The sequence below is a fragment of the Chryseobacterium echinoideorum genome, assembly GCF_007474535.1.
Classification (GTDB): Bacteria; Bacteroidota; Bacteroidia; order Flavobacteriales; family Weeksellaceae; genus Chryseobacterium; species Chryseobacterium echinoideorum.
The window spans coordinates 122,394-145,224 of sequence record NZ_VKNW01000001.1 but is presented as its reverse complement, the minus strand read 5'-3'; the positions used below and the strand labels follow the sequence as shown (position 1 = coordinate 145,224).

Genomic DNA, 22,831 nt, shown 5'->3' with positions numbered 1-22,831 from the left:
TTAAGTGATGTATTCAATGCTCCTTTTTTCCTGAAAAATCATTCTGATACTGATTTCTTCCATCAAAGCATTTAACTCTTTACAGTAAAAAACACTTTCGTTCCTTTCCCCAGTTCCGATTGCAGTTCCAATTCGCTGTTTAATTCCAGTGCTCTTTTTCGCATATTCAGCAAGCCGTTTCCGGGTTCAATTTCGTTTTCTTTAAATCCTTTTCCGTCATCTATTACCTGAAATTGAAGGGCTGAATTTTCTTTGGAAATGAGAATTTCAATCCGGTTGGCGACTGCATATTTAAAAGCATTGTTGGTAGCTTCCTGAATTATTCTGAAAATATTCAACCCCTGAATGCCCGTAAAAACTTCTTCTTCCGACACATCATTGGCAACCTGAAATTCAATCTGGGTATCGCTTTGCGACTGTTTCGCTTTTTCGATGAAATTGGCAATCCGACTTTCTAAATCTTTGATGGTAATGCCTTGTTTGTTCATTGCCCAAATGGTATCCCGCAGTTCCTGAATGGTTTCTTTGGCAAAGGAACCAATGTTGCTCAATCTACCGATCAGGTTTTCGTCTTTGTCGTTCACATAATATTTAATGGTGTCGATGGCGGAAATGATAAAGCTCAATTGCGCCCCGATATTGTCGTGCAAATCCCGAGAAATCGACAAACGCTGCTCCTGCAATTTGTTTTGATTTTCAATTTTTTGATGCGCCAATTTCAGTTCGTTGTCTTGTTTTTGGCGAAGGTTTTTCAGCACCTGTTGTTTATAAAACAGAAAACCCATCAAACCAATAATAACTGCCAAAGCCGCCAAACCAAAAATCCAGAAATTACGGTTGGTCAATTTTGCCTGTTGTTGTAGGATTTGATTTTCTTTTTCTGCCGTTTCGTATTTGGTGGAAATTTCTTCTACATCTTTCAGTTTTTGAGCCGTGTACAAACTGTCATTCAGCACGTTAAACGATTTCAAACTCTCAAAAGCTTTTTGATAATTGCCCAGCGCTTCATAATTGCTGGTAATTTGTTCGTAATTGTATTTTTGAATGTCGGTAAATTTGATTTTTCGGGCTAAAGCATTGCTTTGTTCAAAATATTCATTGGAAAGTTGGTGCTGTTTGGTTTCTTTGTAAAATTCACCCAAAGCCGTATAATTGAGCATCAAAGCAAAGTCATCATCCAGTTTTTTACGGATTTCGAGCGCCTGTTTCAGATAATTTTCCGATTTTTTATAATCTTTGATCAACAATTGATTATAACCCAGAAATTCCAATGCGTAGCCAATTCCCACGCTGTCGTTCCGCTGTTGCTGAATGCGCAATGATTTTTCGAAACGAATATTTGCTTCCTTATAATTCTGAAAATCATCCCTGAAAACGACCCCACTTTCATTGTTGATGCGGGCAATTCCTTCAAGATCGTTTTCATCTTCATACAATTTCAAAGCTTTGTCGTAAAATTCCAACGACCTTTTCGGTTGTTTTAATTTGCGGTACATTCTCGCCATATCATCGTAGAGCAAACCTAGCTTCTCGCTGTTGCCCGACTTTTCCAACAACGGAAGTGCTTGGTAATAATAAACAGATGCGCTGTCGATTTTCCCTTTCTTTCCATAAGAAAGCCCGATGTAGCGCAAAAAATCACCCTGATTCACTTTGTCGCTTTCGGCTTTTGCCAATTCCAAACCCCATCTCGAAAGCTGAATGGTCGCATCAAAATCTTTTTGGTAAATCTTTTTCAAATGATCCTGCAACACCGAAATTTTCTTCGGATAAGCTTTTTGCTGTGCCACAATTTGCCGGATGCTGTCAACCGTTTTTTGGGTTTGGGCGAATGTTTTGTTGAACGAAAAAATATAAAAACACAGTATTAAAAGTAGCGTTTGTTTCATATTACGAAAGCTTAATAAGAATTGAATTACTCCATCAAATCCACTCTTTTCATTATAAGCTGTTAAATTAATAAAAAAATCAAGCAGAACTTTCTTCGGATTTGAAAATTTTCAGGATGGATTGCAAATAAATCTGAAGCGATTGTAATATTTCTGCTGAGTTCCGCAGAATGGAAGCCTGGTTTTCTGAGTGGGTCAAAAGTTCATCCAACTCTTGCCAGCGTTGTTCTACCGATTGGTTCATCGCTTGTTGAAGCGCGTTTGGTTTTTCTTCTGTGAATTTTTCCGAACGGCTTTCCAGCGCGAGTTCATAATCGTTTAAAACCTTTTTCAATAAAGGAATGAGCAGTAATATCAACCCAATGATCACGATAAAAAACAAAGCCAATGCTACCATTTCATTGTCCTTTTTGCTTTTTAATTTTCCGCCATTTCACAAATCCCCAAATCAAAATGGCAACCAAAGCAGCGATAATCAGAAATGGAGCGATGATGACAAATAGCGTCAGCAAACCCGGCAAAGCTCCGCTAATGGTGCTTTTTACTCCGTATGGATTGCCTAATTCTGCTTCGGTGTAAGTAAGTTCATTGAACGGAATTCGGCTGAGTTCATCAATGGTGTTGAATAATTTCTCTGACTGGGCGGTATGTTTCGCAAAGTCGAAATTTTCAATTTTTTCGTAATAAGATGCCACGAGGTTATCGGCGGGTGTGGGCGAAAAATTGCTTTTGCTTCCGGCAAATAGTTGGTATTTTTCATTGAATTTAAAGTTAAATCCACCCGACAAACCTTGTAGATTTTCCGGTGTTAATCCGTCTTTCAGCTGTACATAAAAAATTCCTTTTTCGATGGGTTGATGCCATACGCTGCCGCTTTCCAAAAGATAGATAAAAGCATTTCGGTTTTCCAAATTGTAACCTTTTCGTACCTGCGCATCATTGGTATTCACGATAAAATAAACCTCTACTGTCTGAATTTCGTTCGGTGCAAAAGCCATTTGCCAAACCATCCAATTGTCGCTGAATGGATTTACATTTCGATCGTTGTGATTGAGTTCCGGATGATTTTCTTTGATTAAATCTAACCAACGTTCTTTGGCTTTGATTTTAAATTGACTTAAACTGTCGAGGGTAATTTGGTTGAGATCCGTTTCGCCACCCGAATAGATGCCGTTTACCGGATACCCCATTTTAAATTGCAGGTTTTCGTTGCTTGTATTTTTAAAAACATAGCTTCCTTTTACCACGGCAAAACCTTTGTAAAGCTGAATGTAAATGCATTCCTGCCGCATCTGCACTTTCTTGAAACTCAGACTGTCTTCGGGATACAACATCGTAAAAACCGTTCCTCCGGCGTTCCAGATGCCAGGTTGAGCAGCATTGGCAAAGGTTTTCTGCGCAGAAAAAATGCTGATAAAAATAAGGAATAGGTTCAGGTATTTTTGTAAAATAATTTTCATATCAATTGAATATTATGGAAGTTGATATTTTTCTAACATTGCTTCAAAAATGTATACCTTTTTATGCTGAAAATCAGTATTTCCCATGACTGTTCCATCGGCATAAGTGATTTGAAAGAAGCCAATTCCTGCAATCTTTTTGGTCTTTATATCCACTTCTGCTTCGGCAATGATATTTTTATGTTCGTCCCGGAGAAATACCAACATTCGATAAGGTTTCAATTCTTCTGGATTTTTGGAATACACCTGCAAAGTCTGTTCAGAATACCCCTGCAAATCAAAAGGTAAATTGTCTTTTGGCACTTCGGCATCAAAACGCTGAATGCCTTTCAATATCTTGCTTTGAGCGGTGCTGTCTTCGATGAGTTTAAATTTGATTTCCATTGCAATTTCATCCATCGCGTCTTTCAGATAAGCCGTTGCATAGAAGTAACTTTGCGGTGCTACAAAAGACAAAATTTCACGATCTTCGAGATAAAAATAGTTGGTAATAATGTCGGCTTCGCCCGGAACTTTTTGGTGATGGATTTCTTTGTATAAATTTCCATTCTGGCTATAATGCCTTTCTGTACTGGATTTTACGCCATCAATTTCGGCATCGATTAAATTTAATTGTTTGTTTTGGTATTGAAAGTCGATATAACTTTTGGCACCGTCTTTAAATCGAATTTTTTCTTTGATTATGCGGTTTTCTTTGTCGTATTCATAGGTATAAGTTCGGTTCAGATACGGATTGCTGTGTTGCCAGATTTCCTGATGCAAACGACCGTTTTTGTAAACCGTTTTTGATTTCGCCCAGCTTTCGTCCAGAAAACTTTGGTTTTCGTAGCTTTCCAAATTTCCATCGGCATTGAAAACACGGATTAGTTTTTCGACCTTTTCTACGTTTTCGCCGTCAAAACTATAATAGATTTGTTCTACTTTTTTCACCTGCTTTTTGTAGCCGTAATCCTGGCAGCTGATTTCGGGCAGGGATTGGGCGAAAGCATTTGCTAGAAAGAATAGCAAACAGACAATAATCAGGTTTTTCATTTGTGAAAATTTAAAATTGAAATAATTAAAGGGGAATCAAAGTTTTCCAGCCTTAAAAATTCTAAAGAATTCGTTTTTTAATTGGTTTTAGTACTGTACGAACCGCTGTATTTTTGGAGTCGTTGCTTTGCTTTTTCCCGGATAAATTTTCTTTCGTCCTCAGTAAGCATTGGAAGGATTTTCTTCACATCAATATTTCGTGGCAACTTCATCATTAATTCAAAAGAAGCATCTTTATCTTTAGCATAAATTTCCTTAAACATATTCACACAAATCTGAACAATAGCTTCTGGAGAATTGCCTTTTTGTTCCCAATTGCTTTGTCGGTTTTTCAAATAGTTTTTTAAATCATTGGGGTTCTTTCGGTATTCTTCCAAATATGATTTTACTTCTATGGACATATCGCCGTAAGAATTGACAGGAATATTATTTGACTCTGTCTTTTTTGCGGTAGCTGTGTTTTTGATGTAAAGCTGCTGGTCTTTATTTAGTTTAGAAATAACGCTCTTTAGACGTTCGTTCGTTTTCCAGCTTTCGGGGAAGTTTAAAATTAAATCATAGGCTGCGCTCTTTTCAATGCTATAAATTTCATTAAACATATTTGCGCAAATATGACTGATTTCTTCAGAAGAATATCCTATGATATCCCAACTTCCAAAACGATTGTGAAGATAAGTGGTTAACATTTTGTCTTTTAGATTGTTTCCGTTGAGTTCCTTCCATTTTTTTATAAAAACTTTAGCTTCTTCAGAAGAGTAATCCTTCAACTTTTTTGTGTTGATGCTATTGGCATTGGTTGCAGCACTATTATTTTGTGTATTAACAATATTTTGGTTGATGGTCATAAAATTAAAAGGAACATCAGCAAACAATTTCACCTGATTGTTGTATGCTTTTCGGTTGGCCTCGTCATTGCTTTGCGGAGAAAGCATAATGAAATCTCCACCTTTTGCCACCACCGCACTAATAATCATAATAGACAAACTTTTGTCCTCAATCACATATCGTATTCCTACCGTAATTTTGTCTTTTCCGGCTAGCTTTTGTTCCCAAATTCCATCAATTTGATATGGAGAAGATTCGCCGCCTACAAATTTCAAATTTTCAGACTGAACGATTTTCAGATATTCATTAATTTTCTTCAATGCCGTTTCTTTGGTGTATTTGCCATTGTAAGTACGGGTTTCGGTAGTTTGACCCAATACGCAAGTACCTACTATTAAAAACAATAATGTGATGATCGCTTTCATTTTGTTTGTTTTAAAATCGTTATTTAATCCGCTTCACTTTCTGATCAAAAATCAAATCGAATGCTGTACTGCCGCTTTTGCTGCCGTCGCTGTATTTAATCTCTCTGAAAACCATTCTTCGCTGCACACCAAAGTGTTTATCAACTTGTAATCTTTTCGTCCAGTCGCCGTTTTCATTTTTACTTTCTGCCGGAATATCAAACGAAATGATTGCACTCGAATTTGTTCTTAAATCACCTATGGTTTGCTGAAATTTCTTAGCATCTTCCTGCTTCAATTTTCGCAAGTTTAAAATGTAAGCCAACGGATCATTTTCTGTTATTTTTATCGTAAACTCAATGCGGCGATCTTTGTCATTGATCCGAATTCTATTTTTACCATCTTTTTGAAAAGAAGCCAACATATCATCACCATCATACACAAAGATGGTTTCCGCAACCGTTCCTTTGGTGCTCGTTTGTTTTTCTGTGACCGTATTTTTCCGATGGTCAAAGAAAGCTTCTTTTTTGCTTCCGTTTTGATAGGTTCGTTGGATGGAACTTACCATCCCGTTTTGATCGTACTGATAGGTGTCGGTAAAATTGGTGTAAACGCCTGAAGCTGTAACTTTTTGCAAAACACCTTTTGCATCATAATGAAATTTTTGGTCAGCATTGAAGTTTTGTGACGAAGCTACTGTTTTGATGTTATCAAGCATATCATTCACATAGTAATAATAGTGCGTGGTATGACTTGCAAATTTCCCTAATATGCTGTTGTGTTTTTTGATCAGCCTCCCTTCTTTGTTAAAAAAAATCATCTCAACCATTGATGATTCATACCCCAAACTGTCACTTTTGTAATAAACCGTTTTGACAACTTCAGGCTGTTTCTGAAAGCCCAATGACCGCCAATACGTTTTGGGTAGTGTGAGATGTTCATAGTTTTGTGCTTTTGATCCGAAACACATCATTAGTAAAAGCAGGGTAATAATTTTCATCATTTATATTTTTAGTTACGGTATTCAATCTCTCTTTTTGTCATTTGGGTAACTTGCCATTTCCCCGCTTTCATTTCATAAGTTTTGCGCTCCGTCCAGTTTCCTTTTTTATCGAATTGATACTCAAATCTTTCTGAATCTTTCCCATCTCGTTGTATAAGTTCCAGATCCCGATAGTCAAATTGATCTCCAGCAACATTTACTTTTCGGGATTTATAGATATATTTCGTATATCTATCCGCTCCAAAATTGGCCACTTTCCTTTCGAGTGCTTTATCGTTTTTATCTAAAATAAGACTATCTGTTTCGGTAAATTTTCCTCCGAAATGTTTTTTGGATAAACGCAATGTAGTCCCGTCCTTATTAGATTTATACCAAAATTCTGACTTATTTTCCGCTGAATTTCCAGACGTAATTTTTTCCTGTGTATAATCATCATCATTTCCTTCATATTTTACTTCAAAAACTTTAGGTTCTGGTTTTGTATCCAAAAAGCGATTGACTTTTATCTTTTCTACATCAAAAGCGCCATAAGTATATTGCCAATCTTCAATGATTTTCAACGTATTGGGATTGATAATTTGTACCGATTTTAATTTTTGGGAATGTGCATCGGCATAATTGAATTTGATATCGAAATCGGAATAACTGCTATTATAATTCACAAATTGATAATCAGTCAGTTGATAGGTATTGTTCCACTTCAAATAAATTTCTGAAACAGGAATTTCTTCGGTTTGTTCCATTTTCAATTCTTTCGTGGTCAGACTTTTCACCTGTGAAAAATCAATCAAATCCACTTGGTTTCTGAAATCCCATTCGATTGGATAATACGGAATAAAATTCTGAGCCAGCATAAAATTTCCTAAGAAGCAAAGGATTGCTAAAAATAATATAGAAGTGGTTTTCATAGAATTCGTTGTACTAGTTTTTTTTCATTACATAATTATACGCCTGCTGGCTAAAATACTTATATTGATCCGGTGTCATCATTTGCTTAACTTTTTTCTGAATACCCCAATAACTGCTTACCGTTCCAATTCTGTATACCAGCATAAAAGAGCTTTCTTTATCATTAGAATACAAGCTTTTATACATCTCATAAAAATATGAAGCTATCTGATCTTCGGTTTTGTTTTCTGCTTTTTGATCTTTGATAATTTTATAAATCACCTGATCCCCATCACTTTTGCTTTTCCTGAGTTGATCCTGATAATTTTTTGTTATTGAAGCAATTTCGTTTTTACTATATGTAACCGGCTTATTATCAGTATAATTATTTTGATTAAAATTGTTTTTAATGTCAAGATAGCCAAACAAAGCATTGATAAACATTCCTTCCTGATTGCTGTAGAGTTTTCTCACCGATTCGTTTTTATCATTTTTAGTAAGAATAAGAAACTTTTCTCGGGACTGAAAATAGGTAGCATTTTTCAATTTCAAGGTTAGATCTTTTTCACCAATGATATATTCTATTACCACTACCAGCTTCTTATTCGGTTCGCCCAAGTTTTGCTGCCAATTTGCTGTAAAATGATATTTCGAAAGCTCGTCTGTTTTTTTAAACGTAAAATTTCCTTCTCCTTTCAATACATCAATGTAATTATTTACTTTTTGCAGAGCGGCTTCCTGGTTATATTTTCCGTTGTACAATCTTGTTTCTGTAGTCTGACCGGGCAATTCTGCCGGATTTATCCTAGAATTATTATATGTAGCGTTATTTTCCTGTGATTGCTTTGGTTTTGCTAAGCTCAGAATATTGTTATAATAGGTGACATTTACCGGATAGAAATCTTGTTTTAACCGAATGACAAATTGACCTCTTAGATTATTATATTGATCCACCATCACTCTGACAATATTCGGGTCAAATGCTTCCAAACCTGCTTCATCAAAAGAAAACTTCTGCGGATTATTAAATATCTGTTCTCTTTTTTGTCGGACAAATGAAGAGGTAATCAGCGGAATACTTCCTTTGGTTGCCAGTTTTCCTTCTTTATAAATGTGCATCACAACATCCCAACCGCCTCTGTTATTTTTAGTGTAAGAAAATTTAAACTCTTCGGTTTCCATCACGCCTGTAGCAGCGTGAGGATCAGTAATTTTTTCGGAGATAACCTGACCAAGTGTATTGTAAACAAATTCCTGTTTGTAAATTACTTTACCGCTTTTATCTTTATTTATAACTGAAATCAGGCGGTCATTATTGTCATAACTGCAAATCATTGAACCTTTTTTGGTCACCAAACCTTTGTCATTTACTGTAATAGAAGTTGTACTTTCATAGCTTTTTGCCCCTTTACTGTCAAGGAATGCAGTGGTTTCACTTATCAGTTTTCCTTTGGCATCATATTGATAAGTGAATTGTATTTTACTCGTTCCCGCAGCTTGCGATGTGATTTTTTCTACCAACTTTCCTGATTCATTAAAATGCAGATAAAAAATCTCACCACCTCTGCTTTTGGCACTAAACTCTTGAATAGGTCCGTTGACGTTGTAATGATTGGTAGTATAAAAAACAGCAGCAGGATTTAGTGGAGCATTTTTCCAGTCGATGGTTTGTGCTGAAAGATTCATATTAAAAAAAATCAGCAGCAATATGATCGTTGTTTTCATTGTTTTAGTTTTTTTGAGTTTGATTGTCTGATTTTGTTAATGACTGCACCAGAATTTTCAGCAGAAGAAAAGGAAGCACAATCATCACAGAACCCCATTGGTTTTCGGGTGTGAAAATTTCCGGATAATTTTTTATTACAAAAAACATCACGATGCCACCAATAATGATGGAAATGTGCAGCACAATAGCATTGGGACTGAATGCACTCAAATAAATTTGTACCGGCTGCTTTGTTTTATGAATGAGTATTCTTTCAATAAAAATAAAAATAAGATTGCTATTGAAAAACCAATTCTGAAAAAACAAAACTTCCATATTGGTAAAGATGATTTCGTGATTGTCTGATCCTGCGATAAATCCGAAAAAAACCACGATAAATACCCAGTAAATTCCCATCAAAAACAAACTGCTAAATTCAAATTTTTCTTTGTTTTCGCAAATTGCATATTCGTTTCGTTTTCTGAAGTAAAAATCTACTATCAACTGCATCAAAGCATTCCACCAAAAAAAATAAATAAGGTAAAAAACAGTAGTTTTTCCATTAAGTACAGATAATAAAGTAAGGCTAAGAAAGATAACGAGATCCCACTTTCTGTAACTTTTTATTTGATGGTTGAGGCTAGATTGCAGTGACATCGTAAATAGTTTTTAATCTAAAATTAAAAAATCAGATCCACTATTTATAATATTTTGAATGAAATTCGTTGAGGTGATGTTTTAGAAACATATCAATAGCCTGTTCAACTCCTTTTTCATATTTTTGAGCATCTGCCGGAACTATTGCAGCTTTAGCTGTCGCTTTATTTTTTGCCGAGTATAACGTGCCAAAAGCCGTTTTTGTTCCCCAATTGTCGTAATCAGAAGCTACATAATTGGTAATTTTTTCTTCCTTAATTACTCCGTCAATATCTAAATCTTTTTTTAGGACACCTTGATATTCTGCCAAAGGAGAACCTCCAATTTTGTTTCTTCCTACTACAAAATGGGCAATGGTATTATCTTCCGACAACACCAGATTGGTTTTGGCTACTACATTAGCTCCGATGCCGCTTTTGCCGGAACCTCTTGTTTCAACAAACATCACAAATAAATCAACGCGAACAACGGCTGCATCATTAAGTTCTTTAGAAAGTTTTGTGGTATTTTCTGTCGAGCCTTTTTCTTTGTAGAAGAAACCTACGTTTTGCGGATGGACTGTAACAGCACCTTCTACAATATTTGAAGGAGTCATATTTAAGTTGGTGCTGTACTGATATCCTTTATAGAAATCTTTGTTTTTGCCTTCTTCTGCTGTCATTACATTGAAGCCTTTTGACTTTAAATCTGCTATGAACTTAGCATAAGCCTTATTTGTAATATTTTGAAGTGTTTCCTGCGAAATATCCAAACCAACAGCCAATGAGGCTTTTGCTGCGCCCATTACCGCACCGAATATACCCGAACCTCCTTTTTTAGAAGCAGATTTCTCGCTATAGACCTGATAATGCACCGCAAAATCAGATATATATACATTTTTGTTATCAAATTTTGGCTTTTCTAAGCTTACAGGACCTGCCTTTCCCGGCTTAAAATCACCTAAAGTTTGGGCATTGATGGTAGAAATCGCCACTAAAAATGCCAACGAAAGTAGTAATTTTGTTTTCATTGCTGTTCATTTTAAAATTGATACTATGCAATATTATTTAAAATAAAAGGGCAATAAAATAGGGCAAATGCACCATTTTCACTAAAGAAAGTCCGTTGAATTGATTTAGTGAAATGATGCAATTTTAAGTTATAGTAAAAATCTGTACCGGTAATTACAATATAAGTCTTACCCCTCCCAATTCATCAACTCTATAGCTGAATCTTTCACCGGGGCTACTGATGAACATAAAGTTTTTCGGAATATTCCATTCTTTGCTCAGCTGATCCACCAGCTCAGGAGTAAACTCTCCCACCATCGTAATATATTCCATATCTACTTCAGGATAAGCTCTGTCCAGCGTATCAAAATCTGAAAGAAATTTAGGATCTGGTTCTTTATTTTTGTCAAGAATTGTTACAATCTTCATTTTGTTGGTTACCTCGTTTTCATGCAGATACATCATTACTTTATTAAGTGTAGAAATATCATCTCCTTTAGAGAAAAACACGAAATTCTGCTCATACAGTTTTTTCAGGCTTCTGTTTAAAAAGCGCTGCCTGGTAACAGTATATCGCTTATAGCCTTTGGATACAGATTCCAGAATATTGACTATGAAGTGCATAATGTCTTTTCTCATCAGCATTGCAAGAATAATCAAAACTGAAGGAACAAAATATTGTAGAAATGTAACCAGATACTGCGGATTGGCTTTTACATTTCCGTATAATGCGATGATAATCGCAAAAAATGCGATCAATACCACACCGGGTTTAGCATATTCCGGTCTTGGAAGACGTGAGCGTCTGAGTTTTAATAAAATATTTCCCAAAGCAAAAGATGCCATCACCGTTAAAAATGAAAGAGCATATACCGCTGCCAAAGGTCCTAGTTTACCTTTCGTTACCATCAGAACAGAACAGCACAGAAGAAAAAACAATATCAAAATTCTATAAGTACTGCCTCTTTTATTTTCTTTGAGGAAATAATTGGGGAGAATTCTGTCTAAGGTCATTCTTTTAATAAGACCATTAACGCCGACAAATGAGGTAAGTACCGCTCCACTCAATACCGTAACAGCATTAATTGAAACAATTGTTGCCAACCAGCTTCCGCCTGTTAAACTTCCGATATAACTAAGAAAAGAATTTTGATGCTCTCCTACCTCAGCAATAGGAATAATACAAATTGCCAAAAAGGCAATCAATGGATTGAGTACAGACACTGCAATCCACATATTTCTGAGGGTTTTTGCAAAAACGCCTCTCTTTTGCTCTTCTACGAAATTTGATGAGCTCTCAAATCCCGATATACCCAGCATTGCAGCAGAAAAACCAAAAAATATAGCGGTCATTATGCTTCCATTTTTTACCGGCAGATGAAAATTGGCTGTAAGTACAGAAAGTCCATTACTCATTACGAAATAAATACAGGAGCCGATCAATAATGTCATTGTTGTAAGGTGAAAAATGAATATCACCAGTGCCACAACTGCACTTTCTGAAATGCCCAACACCGTAAGTCCCAAAAAAATCAACAATAGCACAAAGGTGGCAATATTCACATCAAAATAAGGTAAAATGTGATGCAGGTAATGCATTGCCTCGCTTGAAGAAATCACAGCTGTTGCCATGTAGGATAGAATAGTGAGACAAGCTGCGACAGAAGCATTGCTTTTCGTTGTTGTATTGAGTAATACGTTATAAGCACCGCCATTTAAAGGAAGTGCCCCTACTACTTCACCATAGATTTTACGGAATAAAAAAAGTATTCCAGCTACCATAAGAAGAGCGATCCAGGCATATTGTCCTGCAGCGACTATTGCCAATGCAGACACATATAGACAGGAGGAAGTAATATCATTTCCGCATATCGCAGTAGCATACCACTCACCAAGTTTTTTTGCAGACATTTTATTTTGATCTTTTATGTTTAAGGATGTAATAATAACAAAAAAAGTTCAAATTCCGGACTTTTAGATTAATAAATAGGTATTAAACTTATGTAAAGCACTTTTTTAAAAGAGGCAAAAAGACTTGTCAATCTTCTATAAGATATGTATTTATCGTAGTATATTTCGCTCGAATAGCAAATTTTTGATTGCTAAATTTATGAAAATGCAAGGTTTGTATTTAGAAAAAATCTATCATTCATTTTATCTAAAGGAATTAATGATTCGGACTTTTTGGAAATTCGTTTTCTAATTTTGTTCTATTAACAATTAAAACTATGATTAAAGGATTATACGAAACTCACATTCAGGTTAGCCATCTGGAAGATGCAATAGAATTTTACACTAAAGTGTTAGGATTGGAATTAGCCCACAAAGATAAAACTCGCCCGATTGCCTTTTTATGGATTGGAAAGAATAAAGAATCCATGTTGGGCTTATGGGAGCAGAAAGAAAATCTGCAGACAAGACATTTTGCTTTTATCGCTGACAAAGAAGATATTCTGAATTATTCCGTTACGTTTTTGAAAAATAAAAACCTAAAACCATACAATTTTTTGAAAGACGGAATTGAAAAGCCAATGGTTTTTTCCTGGATGCCTGCTTTGGCAATTTATTTTAATGATCCCGATGGAAATCAACTGGAATTTATCTCAATTTTAGAAGGGGAAGGAAAACCTGAACTGGGAGTGATTTCTTATGACGAGTGGTTGCTGAAGAAATAAAATAGCTCCCTTTTTGAAAGGAAGCTATTGTTACATTTCCAAGATTGGTAATCTTTTGTAATCCATTCATAACTAGGATTCACCGTTCCCAATTTCCAAAAATCATATCCTTCTTTCCTATCTTTCATTTTTTTTTTCCGTGGATGATTAAAATTGGTTTCATTGTTTAGTTTGTTATTACTTTAAACCTAACAAGTTTTGAAAACCTGTTAGGTTTCTGAAAGCTTTAAAATAAATGTAGAAGTTAAAATACTTTAATCTCCATACATTCCAGCTTCCTGCTTTTTTATCACACCATCATATCCGCACAATTGGAACTTGCAAATGCAAAGGGTTTTGCTTTAAAAGTATAACCCATTCCCAAAATATATCCCATAGCGTCTTTCAAAGCGACATTGGATTTGAAGTCCGGATCGGTATTGATATCGGCATGAACTTCCATTTCTACGTCATAGTTTTCCAAAATGGAACAGATTGCATAAGCAATTTCTACAGATTTGTTTACCTCGTTCAGCATTCGTTCTTTAATACTGATTTTCTGAACTTCCTTTTGTTTTCTGATAAATGTAAAAGCGCCTTTTCCTTCACGGATAAACACAACTGCTGTCGCATAATGGATATTTTCTCCGTACACATGGGAATCTGAGCCTACACAAACTTTCAGCCGGTAGCCTAATGCCTGTTCACGGACAATCGCTTCTTCTACCAATTGTGTGATGGATTTCCGGAATTGTATTCCCTTCAAATTTTGCCATATTTCGTGTTGTGTTTCCATTGTTTTAAAATTTTCTGTTTGCTACGTCATTTCTTTTTCTTTACTGTAATTTTCACTGTATCAATAATATTTGTACTGGTTATTTTATCTGTTATATCAGCAGCATCTTTTACTGTTTTAACCGTTTCAATAACCGGAAAATTATTTTTGCTTTTATTTTGCGCTGGCTTTAGTCTCATCATCTCATCTTCATGGGATATCATTTTGGAGGTGCTGTAAACCGAATGCTCAACTTGTGCTGATTTACTTAAAAACCTTGCATCAGCTAAGGGTTCTGCCATTTTCACTGTCGTAGAAACTGACTTAGTACATGTTCTTGCCAAACCACCTATTGCAATGATAGCAGCACATGTCACTTTAAAAAAATCTTTCATTTCGTTATCATTTTTAGGTTAAACATATTGCTTGTGACTTGATAATTTCTATCAAATCTTTTTTGAAGAAAAACAAAGCCTGTCTTTAATTTTTAGTTTGATATAAGAACTTCTGCGCTCGACAAACTCTTCTTTTTCTTCGGAACTAATCTCATTTTAGTTATTTGAAATGGTTATGGGGATTATTCATAACCATTTTTATTTTTTATTTGAATTCACGAATATTTCACATTTTTCAAGCTTATACATGATAATTGATGGGTGATAATCAATTTCTCATTTATTTATTTTTTTGAGTTAAGAAAAAGTTTATCTATTTGTAATTTTGTGTTTTTATAAAGAACTCCTGCGCTCGACAAACTTTTTCTTTCTCTCAATTAAAGGTTAATTAATTGTGATATTGTATTCATTAATATTTCAGACTTTCGACCTCCTGAAACAACCTGCGTTATCTTTCCAGTATTTCAGATTCACTTCAAAATTCTTTTCCGAGAGACAGTCGGAGCCGAATTTTTCCGTGAATCTTAATCATTTTGGGTTTCTTCGGGAATCGAACCCTGTTCTTCGGTGCCACAAACCGATGCTTTACCAAATAAGCTAAAGAAACCATAAAAAAAGCGCCTCTTTGGGAGGCGCTTTATATTTTTTGACATGTCAGTTCATTAGCTGACCCATTTATATAAGCACCTTTTTTCCACAAATTCACTTCCAAGAATACATATCCAACCTTTCGGCGCCTGTCCGTGTAGTCTTAAATACTGATTGGTTATATGATGTAATTGTTTCATTATATTCTTGTTGTTTTAAAAATGTTTTTTTGAAGATTGAAAAACTTGTTGCTTTCAATTTTCGGTTGCAAAGTAAATATGATTTTTTTGAATCTGCAAATTTACTTTTAAATTAATATACTGATTACCAGTGTATTAAATTTAAAATAAAAAATAGAAAAATCCTGTCCGTAATATTTTACAGATATTGATTTTACCTAAATGACTGTCTCTCATTGGTTTTCCTATCACTTCTTATTTTCTGATTACTTGTTCATTACTGATTAAATTATTTTCACTTTAATGGTTATTTTTTTTCATTCTAAATAATTTCGGTCTTAAAAACACAAAAACGCTCCCGATTATTGAGGCGTTTATGTAGTATTTGATAAAATTTTTACAAGTTTATAGTAAGTAATTTCCAAAGTAAGCACATTTTGCCTCATTCCATATCATCCATTCATATCCGAATAATCCCTTTCTTGATGGGCTATCGCATAGATTTGCATTGATATGTGCTCTTTGTATTGTCATAATTTTATGCTTGCAAAGGTAAATAAATTCCTGCTTATTAAAAATGGTTCATTTATTTTAAAAAATTAATTACCATCAAAAAACCAAAAATATTTTAAAATTAAATAAGAACATTCAGTCTTTTGCTAAATACTAACACTTGTTAGTATTTTGTTTTTTATTTATCTTTGCTATCTATGGAAAATACACTTCACGAAAAGGTTTCAAAGGATATTTTACTAAAAGCTTACCATCACATGATGCTTGCCAGAGCAATGGCAGATATTTATGAAGAAAACAGAAATGTGTGTAAGTACGTTCACAGTACATCCAGAGGTCATGAAGCTATTCAATTGGCAACAGCTTACCAGTTGAAAAAGGAAGACTGGGTTTCTCCTTATTACAGAGACGAAAGCATTCTTTTGGGAATTGGCTTCGAACCCTATCAGCTTATGTTGCAATTATTAGCAAAAGCTGATGATCCTTTTTCCGGAGGCAGATCTTACTACTCTCACCCTTCGAGCAGAGATGAAAACAAACCAAAAATCATCCATCAAAGTTCCGCAACCGGAATGCAGACCATTCCAACTGCCGGAGTTGCACAAGGGATAAAATATATTCAGGATTTTAATCTACAGCAATTCGAAAACAATCCTGTGGTCATCTGCAGTCTTGGAGATAATTCTGTAACAGAAGGTGAAGTGAGTGAAGCGCTTCAGTTTTCTGCCTTGCACCAACTGCCAATTATCTTCCTCGTTCAGGATAATGACTGGGGAATTTCCGTAACTAAAGAAGAAGCAAGAACATGCGATGCTTACGATTTTGTAGCAGGCTTTGAAGGACTTGGAAGAATGCGTGTGGACGGAACCGATTTTGTGGAAAGTTTCGAAGTCATGAAAAAAGCAGTCGATTTTGTAAGAACAGAAAGAAAGCCTTTAGTAGTTTGCGCAAAAACAGTTTTAATCGGGCATCATACTTCCGGTGTAAGAAGAGAGTTTTACAGAGATGAAGAAGATTTGGTGAAACACAGAGCCAAAGATCCGGGAGAAATACTCAGAAAATATCTTCTTGAAAGCGGTGTCGATGAAGATCTTTTAAAACAAATGACAAAAAAAGCCCGTCTGGAAGCCGAAGAAGCTTTCGACAGAGCTCAAAAAGCAGAAGATCCGAAACCTGAAACAGTAATGAATCATGTTTTTGCACCAACTCCAATCACGGAAGAAGTAGGAACCCGTGAACCGGAAGGTGGTGAAAAAATCGTTATGGTAGACGCTGCGATTCATGCCATTCAGGAATTGATGTGGAAACATCCGGAAGCTTTGCTGTACGGACAGGATGTTGGTGAAAGAATCGGGGGAGTTTTCCGTGAGACAGTAACTTTAGGAAAAAAATTCGGAAGCAAAAGAGTTTTCAATACCGCAATTCAGGAAGCCTATATCATTGGTTCCACCACAGGTATGAGTGCAGTTGGCTTAAAACCGATAGTTGAAGTACAGTTTGCAGATTATATTTATCCGGGAATCAACCAGCTGATTACCGAAATTTCAAAATCAAACTATTTGAGTCAGGGAAAATTTCCTGTAAGTAATATCATCCGTGTTCCTATCGGAGCTTACGGAGGTGGAGGTCCTTATCACAGCGGAAGTGTAGAAAGTATTTTAGCGAATATTAAAGGGATAAAAATTGCTTATCCTAGTAATGCAGCAGATTTTAAAGGTCTGCTGAAAGCAGCCTACTATGATCCTAATCCTGTTGTTATGCTGGAACACAAAGGCTTATACTGGAGCAAAGTTCCCGGAACTGAAGATGCCAAAACCGTAGAACCGGCTGAAGATTATATTTTACCTTTCGGAAAAGGAAAAGTAATTATTGAAGCTGATAAAGAAGAAACCGAAAAAGGCAGAACTTTATTGATCGTGACTTATGGAATGGGCGTTTACTGGGCGAAAGAAGCAGCTAAAAACTTTAACGGAAGAGTTGAAGTGATTGATCTGAGAACTTTAATTCCTTTAGATGAAAGTTTAGTTTTCGAAAGAGTAAAAACTCATGGAAAATGTATTGTCTTAACGGAAGAACAATTGAATAATTCTTTTGCTGAAGCCTTCGCACACAGAATTTCAAAGAATTGCTTCAAATACCTTGATGCTCCGGTTGAAACAATGGGATCTCTTGATACTCCAGCTGTTCCCATTAATTTGATTTTAGAAAAGGAAATGCTCCCAAATGCCGAAAAGCTGGTCTCAAAAATCGAAGAAATGCTCAGTTATTGATTTGACAGGAAAAATAAAACAAGCCTCTAATTTATTTTAGAGGTTTTTTTGTATACTTTTTGTTAATTTGAATAGATTTTTTTAAGATTGCTACTATGATTACTACAAAATATGTCAACTATAGGCAGGTTCTGAATCTTTCAGGCTTTCATGTAATTCTGATATCTATCTGGTGTACCCTCATCGCCATACTTTTCCATTTCTTCAACTGGGAATGGATGATTATTCCATGGGTTCCTGTAGCATTGATTGGAACAGCTGAAGCCTTCCTTGTTGGTTTCAAAAATAATCAGGCATACGACAGGCTTTGGGAAGCAAGGAAAATCTGGGGTGGAATTGTCAACTCCAGCAGATCATTTGCTGCAATGGTTTACGCTTTTGAGACTAATAATGAAAAAATAGGCACATTTGATTTAGAAGACCGCAGAAAAAAGCTGGTTAATCGTCATATTGCCTGGCTTTATGCATTTCGCGAACAGATTCTGGTTCCGACGGACTGGGAGCATATCAAAGCGGAACAACAACATACTAAAAAGATCAACAAAAGAAGAAACAGACTGATTAAAGCTGGATTCCCGGATTATGGCAGAACACCAATTTTTCTCAATAAATATCTCTCAGAAGAAGAAGCAGATTTGCAGTCTTACTACAAAAACTTTGCAACATACCTTATTTCGCAACAATCTAAAGGCGTAAATGAGCTTAAAAATATGGGTGCTATTTCAGATTTTAATCAAATGCAGCTACAAAATTGCCTGAATGAATTTTATACCTTACAGGGACAGGCAGAAAGAATAAAAAAATTCCCTTTGCCCAGACAATTTGCAAGCACGGCATTCGTTTTTAATGTATTATTTATTATGCTGCTTCCTTTAGGTCTGGTAAACGAGTTTTCAAAACTGGGAGATTATGGAATATGGATGTCTATTCCATTTTGTATCATTATAGGCTGGATTTATATCATTATGGAATTGGTAGGAGATTACTCCGAAAATCCTTTTGAAGGACTCATGTTTGATATTCCTATGCTTTCTATCTGCCGAACTATTGAGATAGATCTTTTGCAGATTATGGGAGAAACAGAACTTCCCGATCCGATTCCATCCAGAAACGGAGTTTTAGTATAAAATGAGACGATTTAAATAAAAGCAAAATCCCAAACTTATTTAATGTTTGGGATTTATTATATGTGTTGACTAAAAAATCTATTCGAAAATATAGCTTAAGCTTAAACTTAAAACCTGCTCAGATTTCTTTTTTGATGAATTGGCATCTAGTTTACTTTCATCCAGATGAGGATAAGTATTTGATAAACCAAGATCATATTTTAAAGCCAATTCGAGCTGTCTTTTATAGCTATACCCTATTCCAGCCCCAATTGCAAAATTGAAAGATTTTGCCTTTCCCAATTGATCGGCTCTGTAAATTTCACGGGATTCATCAGTTACTTTCTGATCAATTAAGAAGTTAAATCTCGGACCAATCAGTCCGAAAAATTCAGACTCAGCTTCCGAAAAATAACCTTTAAAAGAGATAGGAACACTGATGTAATTGTTGGCATACATCGCATCGTATCCTTTAGTTCCTTTAGCGTTTTTATCTTTACCCGATTCTCCCGCTCCATAGTAAACTACTTCTGGCTGAATGTAAAACTGATCGGCTCCACCCATCGGAATCAGTGCCAAAACACCTCCCTGAAAAGCAAATCGCGCACCTGAAGGATTGTGTGCATTTTTCACTCTGGAATAGTTACCACCTGCCGTAAGACCAAATCTTGTTTCTCGCAGATTAATCTGTGCCATTGAAGAAACAGATATAGCTAATGCAGTGGCGAATAAAATTTTTTTCATATCATCAATGTTTATAATTAACTTAAGATTTTTGCAACCGTAGCTCCAATATCAGCTGGAGAATCTACTACGTTGATCCCATTTTCTCTCATAATTTCCATTTTAGCCTGTGCTGTATCTTCTGCACCACCAACGATTGCACCGGCGTGTCCCATTGTTCTACCTTTAGGTGCGGTCTGTCCTGCAATAAAACCTACAACCGGCTTTGTAGAACCACTTGCTTTGTACCATCTTGCAGCTTCAGCCTCAAGACCACCACCAATTTCTCCAATCATTACCACTGCTTCGGTTTCAGGATCGTTGATGAATAATTCTAAAGCTTCTCTGGTTGTAGTTCCGATAATCGGGTCACCACCAATTCCGATAGCTGTAGAAACACCGTAACCAGCTTTTACCACCTGATCAGCAGCTTCATACGTTAAAGTTCCAGATTTTGAAACGATTCCTACTTTTCCTTTTTTGAAAACAAAACCAGGCATGATACCAATTTTAGCTTCTTCAGATGTAATAATTCCAGGGCAGTTAGGACCGATTAATCGGCAATCTTTATCAGCGATATAAGATTTTACTTTAACCATGTCTGCAACAGGAATACCTTCAGTAATACATACAATAACTTTAATACCCGCCTCAGCAGCTTCCATAATAGCATCTGCAGCAAATGCAGGCGGAACGAAAATAATACTCACGTTAGCTCCTGCTTTTTCAACAGCATCAGCCACGGTGTTGAATACCGGCTTACCTAAATGCTCGCTTCCTCCTTTGCCCGGAGTAACACCACCTACTACGTTGGTTCCGTACTCAATCATCTGACCAGCATGGAAAGTACCTTCGTTACCTGTAAATCCCTGTACAATTACTTTAGAATCTTTGTTTACTAAAATTGACATTTTATTGTTGTTTTAATTTATTTTTTTTGATTTATTAACGCTCACAAATTTACTTATTTTTCTTTGATTATAAATAAATATGAGCAATTAGTTTACCCAAGATTCCTCAGCTTAACTTCTTTTTTCAGATACGTTTTAAAATCTTCTGCAAACATCCCGATATAAGTTCCTTTTTTCAAATCACGATTAACACCGGTTTTACCTAAAATTACGGATCCGCTTTCAATCTGATTTCCGGAAGCCATTCCCACTTGTCCCCATAATGTAACTTCATCTCCAATAATACAGCATCCGGCAATACCCACCTGAGAAGCAATGAGGCATTTTTTACCAATAACTGTATCATGCCCAATCTGAATTTGATTATCTAATACTGATCCCTCTCCGATGATCGTGGAATCTGTAACTCCTCTGTCAATTGTACAGCTGTTTCCGATTTCCACATTGTTTTTGATGATTACGTTTCCTACGGAGATTAAGCGGTCAAAATTCCCATTTAGTTTTCTGTAATAAAATGCATCACCGCCTAAAACTGTGTTAGATTGAATGACTACATTATCACCTATAACCGTTCTGTCACCAATCACTACATTAGGAAAAATAAGTGTATTTTTTCCGATTTTTACGTTGTTGCCAATTACTGCGGAAGAATGAATTTTTGTTCCATCTCCTATTTCTACGTCATGCAATTCTTCTGTAAAGTTTGAAATTCTGGTGAAATGCGTATTGATCTTATTGAAATCTCTGAAAGGATCATCAGAAATCAACAGAGCTTTTCCTTCCGGACACTCTACTTCTTTATCAATCAGAATAATGGTTGCAGCAGAATTTAGTGCTTTATCGTAATACTTTGGATGATTAACGAAAACAATTTCACCGGATTTTACCCTGTGAATTTCATTGGTTCCTAAAACTTCAAAATCTTCTGAGCCAATAAATTTTGCTCCAATAAGATCTGCAATGGTTTTAAGTTTTTGTGGCTGATGAAACGTCATATTCTTAAATGATGTTTTTTTTAATTAATAAACCTTGATAAGATTTTGATCCTTAATGATGTTTTATTTTCAGTGTACTTGCAGCCCGACTTGAACGGAGCTCTTTTTGCAAAACGAAGTGGAGCAAAAAAGCGGGAGTGGAAGGCGGAAAAAGCTGCCATAAAAAAATGAAAGCTGAAAGTCATATGCTTCCAGCTTCAAAATATTTTGAAATATATTATTCTTTCACTCTTTCTAAGTAAGCTCCATCTTCTGTACTTACTTTGATTTTGTCTCCCGGCTCGATGAATAACGGAACCATTACTCTTGCTCCTGTCTCAACGATGGCATTTTTAAGGGCGTTGGTTGCTGTGTTTCCTTTTACTCCCGGATCTGCTTCTACTACTTCAAGATATACGGAAGCAGGAAGTTCTGCAGAAAGTGGGGTCTCGTCAATTTCTTTCAAAATGATGGTTACTTCTTCTCCTGCTTTCATGAGGTTTGAGTTTTCGATCATTTCTTTATTTAGATATAACTGAGAAAAATCGTCATTATTCATAAAGTGGAAACCGTTCTCATCATCATAAAGATATTGGAATTTTCTTGTAATTACTTTTACTTCATCAATTTTATGACCTGCAGAAAAAGTATTGTCGATTACTTTTCCGTTGGTTACCGATTTTAATTTTGTTCTTACGAAAGCTGGTCCTTTGCCCGGTTTTACGTGAAGAAATTCGATTACTTTAAAAATATCATTGCTGTATTCTATACAAAGGCCTTTTCTGATATCGTTACTTGTTGCCATTATTTTTTGTTTAAAATTTTCGGGCTAAAGTTTTTAGGTTTAAATCCGATTTTATAGTTAATTATTTATTTACTTTTTTTGATTGA

The 22,831-nt window shown here is 35.6% G+C and carries 21 protein-coding genes and 1 tRNA gene; 3 read left to right on the top strand and 19 right to left on the bottom strand.

The annotated features are described in order from the left end of the window. Positions 1-71: 71 nt before the first annotated feature. The 11 genes from FOL89_RS00690 to FOL89_RS00640 form a co-directional block, all read right to left on the bottom strand. A complete protein-coding gene (locus FOL89_RS00690; protein ID WP_144280927.1) occupies positions 72-1,889 on the bottom strand; it encodes a tetratricopeptide repeat-containing sensor histidine kinase in 1,818 nt (605 codons plus the stop codon). 79 nt (positions 1,890-1,968) lie between these two features. Then, complete coding sequence (locus tag FOL89_RS00685) at positions 1,969-2,286, bottom strand: hypothetical protein (protein WP_144280926.1); 318 nt, start codon at positions 2,284-2,286, stop codon at positions 1,969-1,971. Between the two features lies 1 nt (position 2,287). After that, positions 2,288-3,349, bottom strand: coding sequence for a hypothetical protein (locus FOL89_RS00680; RefSeq protein ID WP_144280925.1), 1,062 nt, complete (start codon positions 3,347-3,349; stop codon positions 2,288-2,290). Positions 3,350-3,361: 12 nt separating this feature from the next. Continuing rightward, positions 3,362-4,381 (bottom strand): hypothetical protein, encoded by a 1,020-nt coding sequence (locus FOL89_RS00675; protein ID WP_144280924.1) that lies wholly within the window; start codon positions 4,379-4,381, stop codon positions 3,362-3,364. Positions 4,382-4,458: 77 nt separating this feature from the next. Beyond that, on the bottom strand, positions 4,459-5,631 hold the full coding sequence (locus tag FOL89_RS00670) for a hypothetical protein (protein ID WP_144280923.1): 1,173 nt from the start codon (positions 5,629-5,631) through the stop codon (positions 4,459-4,461). 19 nt (positions 5,632-5,650) lie between these two features. Further along, positions 5,651-6,610 carry a hypothetical protein gene (locus FOL89_RS00665; RefSeq protein WP_144280922.1) on the bottom strand — a complete coding sequence of 320 codons (960 nt, stop codon included), beginning with the start codon at positions 6,608-6,610 and terminating at the stop codon, positions 5,651-5,653. A gap of 11 nt (positions 6,611-6,621) precedes the next feature. Further along, positions 6,622-7,521, bottom strand: a complete 900-nt coding sequence (locus FOL89_RS00660; protein ID WP_144280921.1) for a hypothetical protein — start codon at positions 7,519-7,521, stop codon at positions 6,622-6,624. A 13-nt stretch (positions 7,522-7,534) separates the two neighbouring features. Next, positions 7,535-9,226 (bottom strand): hypothetical protein, encoded by a 1,692-nt coding sequence (locus tag FOL89_RS00655; protein WP_144280920.1) that lies wholly within the window; start codon positions 9,224-9,226, stop codon positions 7,535-7,537. Positions 9,227-9,230: 4 nt separating this feature from the next. After that, the gene (locus FOL89_RS00650) at positions 9,231-9,863 is read right to left on the bottom strand and encodes a hypothetical protein (protein WP_144280919.1); all 633 of its coding nucleotides are present in this window, start codon (positions 9,861-9,863) and stop codon (positions 9,231-9,233) included. A 40-nt stretch (positions 9,864-9,903) separates the two neighbouring features. After that, positions 9,904-10,872, bottom strand: a complete 969-nt coding sequence (locus FOL89_RS00645; protein ID WP_144280918.1) for a hypothetical protein — start codon at positions 10,870-10,872, stop codon at positions 9,904-9,906. 154 nt (positions 10,873-11,026) lie between these two features. Next, positions 11,027-12,763 carry an APC family permease gene (locus FOL89_RS00640; RefSeq protein ID WP_144280917.1) on the bottom strand — a complete coding sequence of 579 codons (1,737 nt, stop codon included), beginning with the start codon at positions 12,761-12,763 and terminating at the stop codon, positions 11,027-11,029. A 317-nt stretch (positions 12,764-13,080) separates the two neighbouring features. Between FOL89_RS00640 and FOL89_RS00635 the strand changes: the two genes are divergently transcribed. After that, positions 13,081-13,527 carry a VOC family protein gene (locus FOL89_RS00635; protein WP_144280916.1) on the top strand — a complete coding sequence of 149 codons (447 nt, stop codon included), beginning with the start codon at positions 13,081-13,083 and terminating at the stop codon, positions 13,525-13,527. Between the two features lie 289 nt (positions 13,528-13,816). Here FOL89_RS00635 and FOL89_RS00630 read toward each other — a convergent pair whose 3' ends face one another. The 4 genes from FOL89_RS00630 to FOL89_RS00615 form a co-directional block, all read right to left on the bottom strand. Continuing rightward, complete coding sequence (locus FOL89_RS00630) at positions 13,817-14,302, bottom strand: ribonuclease H-like YkuK family protein (protein WP_144280915.1); 486 nt, start codon at positions 14,300-14,302, stop codon at positions 13,817-13,819. A gap of 26 nt (positions 14,303-14,328) precedes the next feature. Continuing rightward, entirely contained in the window at positions 14,329-14,676 is a 348-nt protein-coding gene (locus FOL89_RS00625; protein ID WP_144280914.1) for a hypothetical protein, read from the bottom strand. Positions 14,677-15,212: 536 nt separating this feature from the next. After that, a tRNA-His gene (locus tag FOL89_RS00620) sits at positions 15,213-15,283 on the bottom strand. Positions 15,284-15,848: 565 nt separating this feature from the next. Further along, on the bottom strand, positions 15,849-15,977 hold the full coding sequence (locus FOL89_RS00615; protein ID WP_144280913.1) for a penicillin-binding protein: 129 nt from the start codon (positions 15,975-15,977) through the stop codon (positions 15,849-15,851). A 176-nt stretch (positions 15,978-16,153) separates the two neighbouring features. Here FOL89_RS00615 and FOL89_RS00610 point away from each other — a divergent pair, with 176 nt between their 5' ends. Then, positions 16,154-18,226 (top strand): alpha-ketoacid dehydrogenase subunit alpha/beta, encoded by a 2,073-nt coding sequence (locus FOL89_RS00610; RefSeq protein ID WP_144280912.1) that lies wholly within the window; start codon positions 16,154-16,156, stop codon positions 18,224-18,226. A gap of 95 nt (positions 18,227-18,321) precedes the next feature. Next, positions 18,322-19,353: a bestrophin family protein gene (locus FOL89_RS00605; RefSeq protein WP_144280911.1), complete on the top strand. Its 1,032-nt coding sequence runs from the start codon at positions 18,322-18,324 to the stop codon at positions 19,351-19,353. 78 nt (positions 19,354-19,431) lie between these two features. On the opposite strand, the gene FOL89_RS00600 is transcribed toward FOL89_RS00605, so the two are convergent. From FOL89_RS00600 to efp, 4 genes are all read right to left on the bottom strand, one after another. Next, on the bottom strand, positions 19,432-20,076 hold the full coding sequence (locus tag FOL89_RS00600) for a porin family protein (RefSeq protein WP_144280910.1): 645 nt from the start codon (positions 20,074-20,076) through the stop codon (positions 19,432-19,434). Between the two features lie 17 nt (positions 20,077-20,093). Beyond that, entirely contained in the window at positions 20,094-20,966 is an 873-nt protein-coding gene (gene sucD / locus FOL89_RS00595; RefSeq protein ID WP_144280909.1) for a succinate--CoA ligase subunit alpha, read from the bottom strand. 92 nt (positions 20,967-21,058) lie between these two features. Beyond that, positions 21,059-21,961, bottom strand: coding sequence for a UDP-3-O-(3-hydroxymyristoyl)glucosamine N-acyltransferase (locus FOL89_RS00590; RefSeq protein ID WP_144280908.1), 903 nt, complete (start codon positions 21,959-21,961; stop codon positions 21,059-21,061). A 217-nt stretch (positions 21,962-22,178) separates the two neighbouring features. Then, positions 22,179-22,745, bottom strand: a complete 567-nt coding sequence (gene efp / locus FOL89_RS00585) for an elongation factor P (protein WP_144280907.1) — start codon at positions 22,743-22,745, stop codon at positions 22,179-22,181. Between the last annotated feature and the right edge of the window lie 86 nt (positions 22,746-22,831).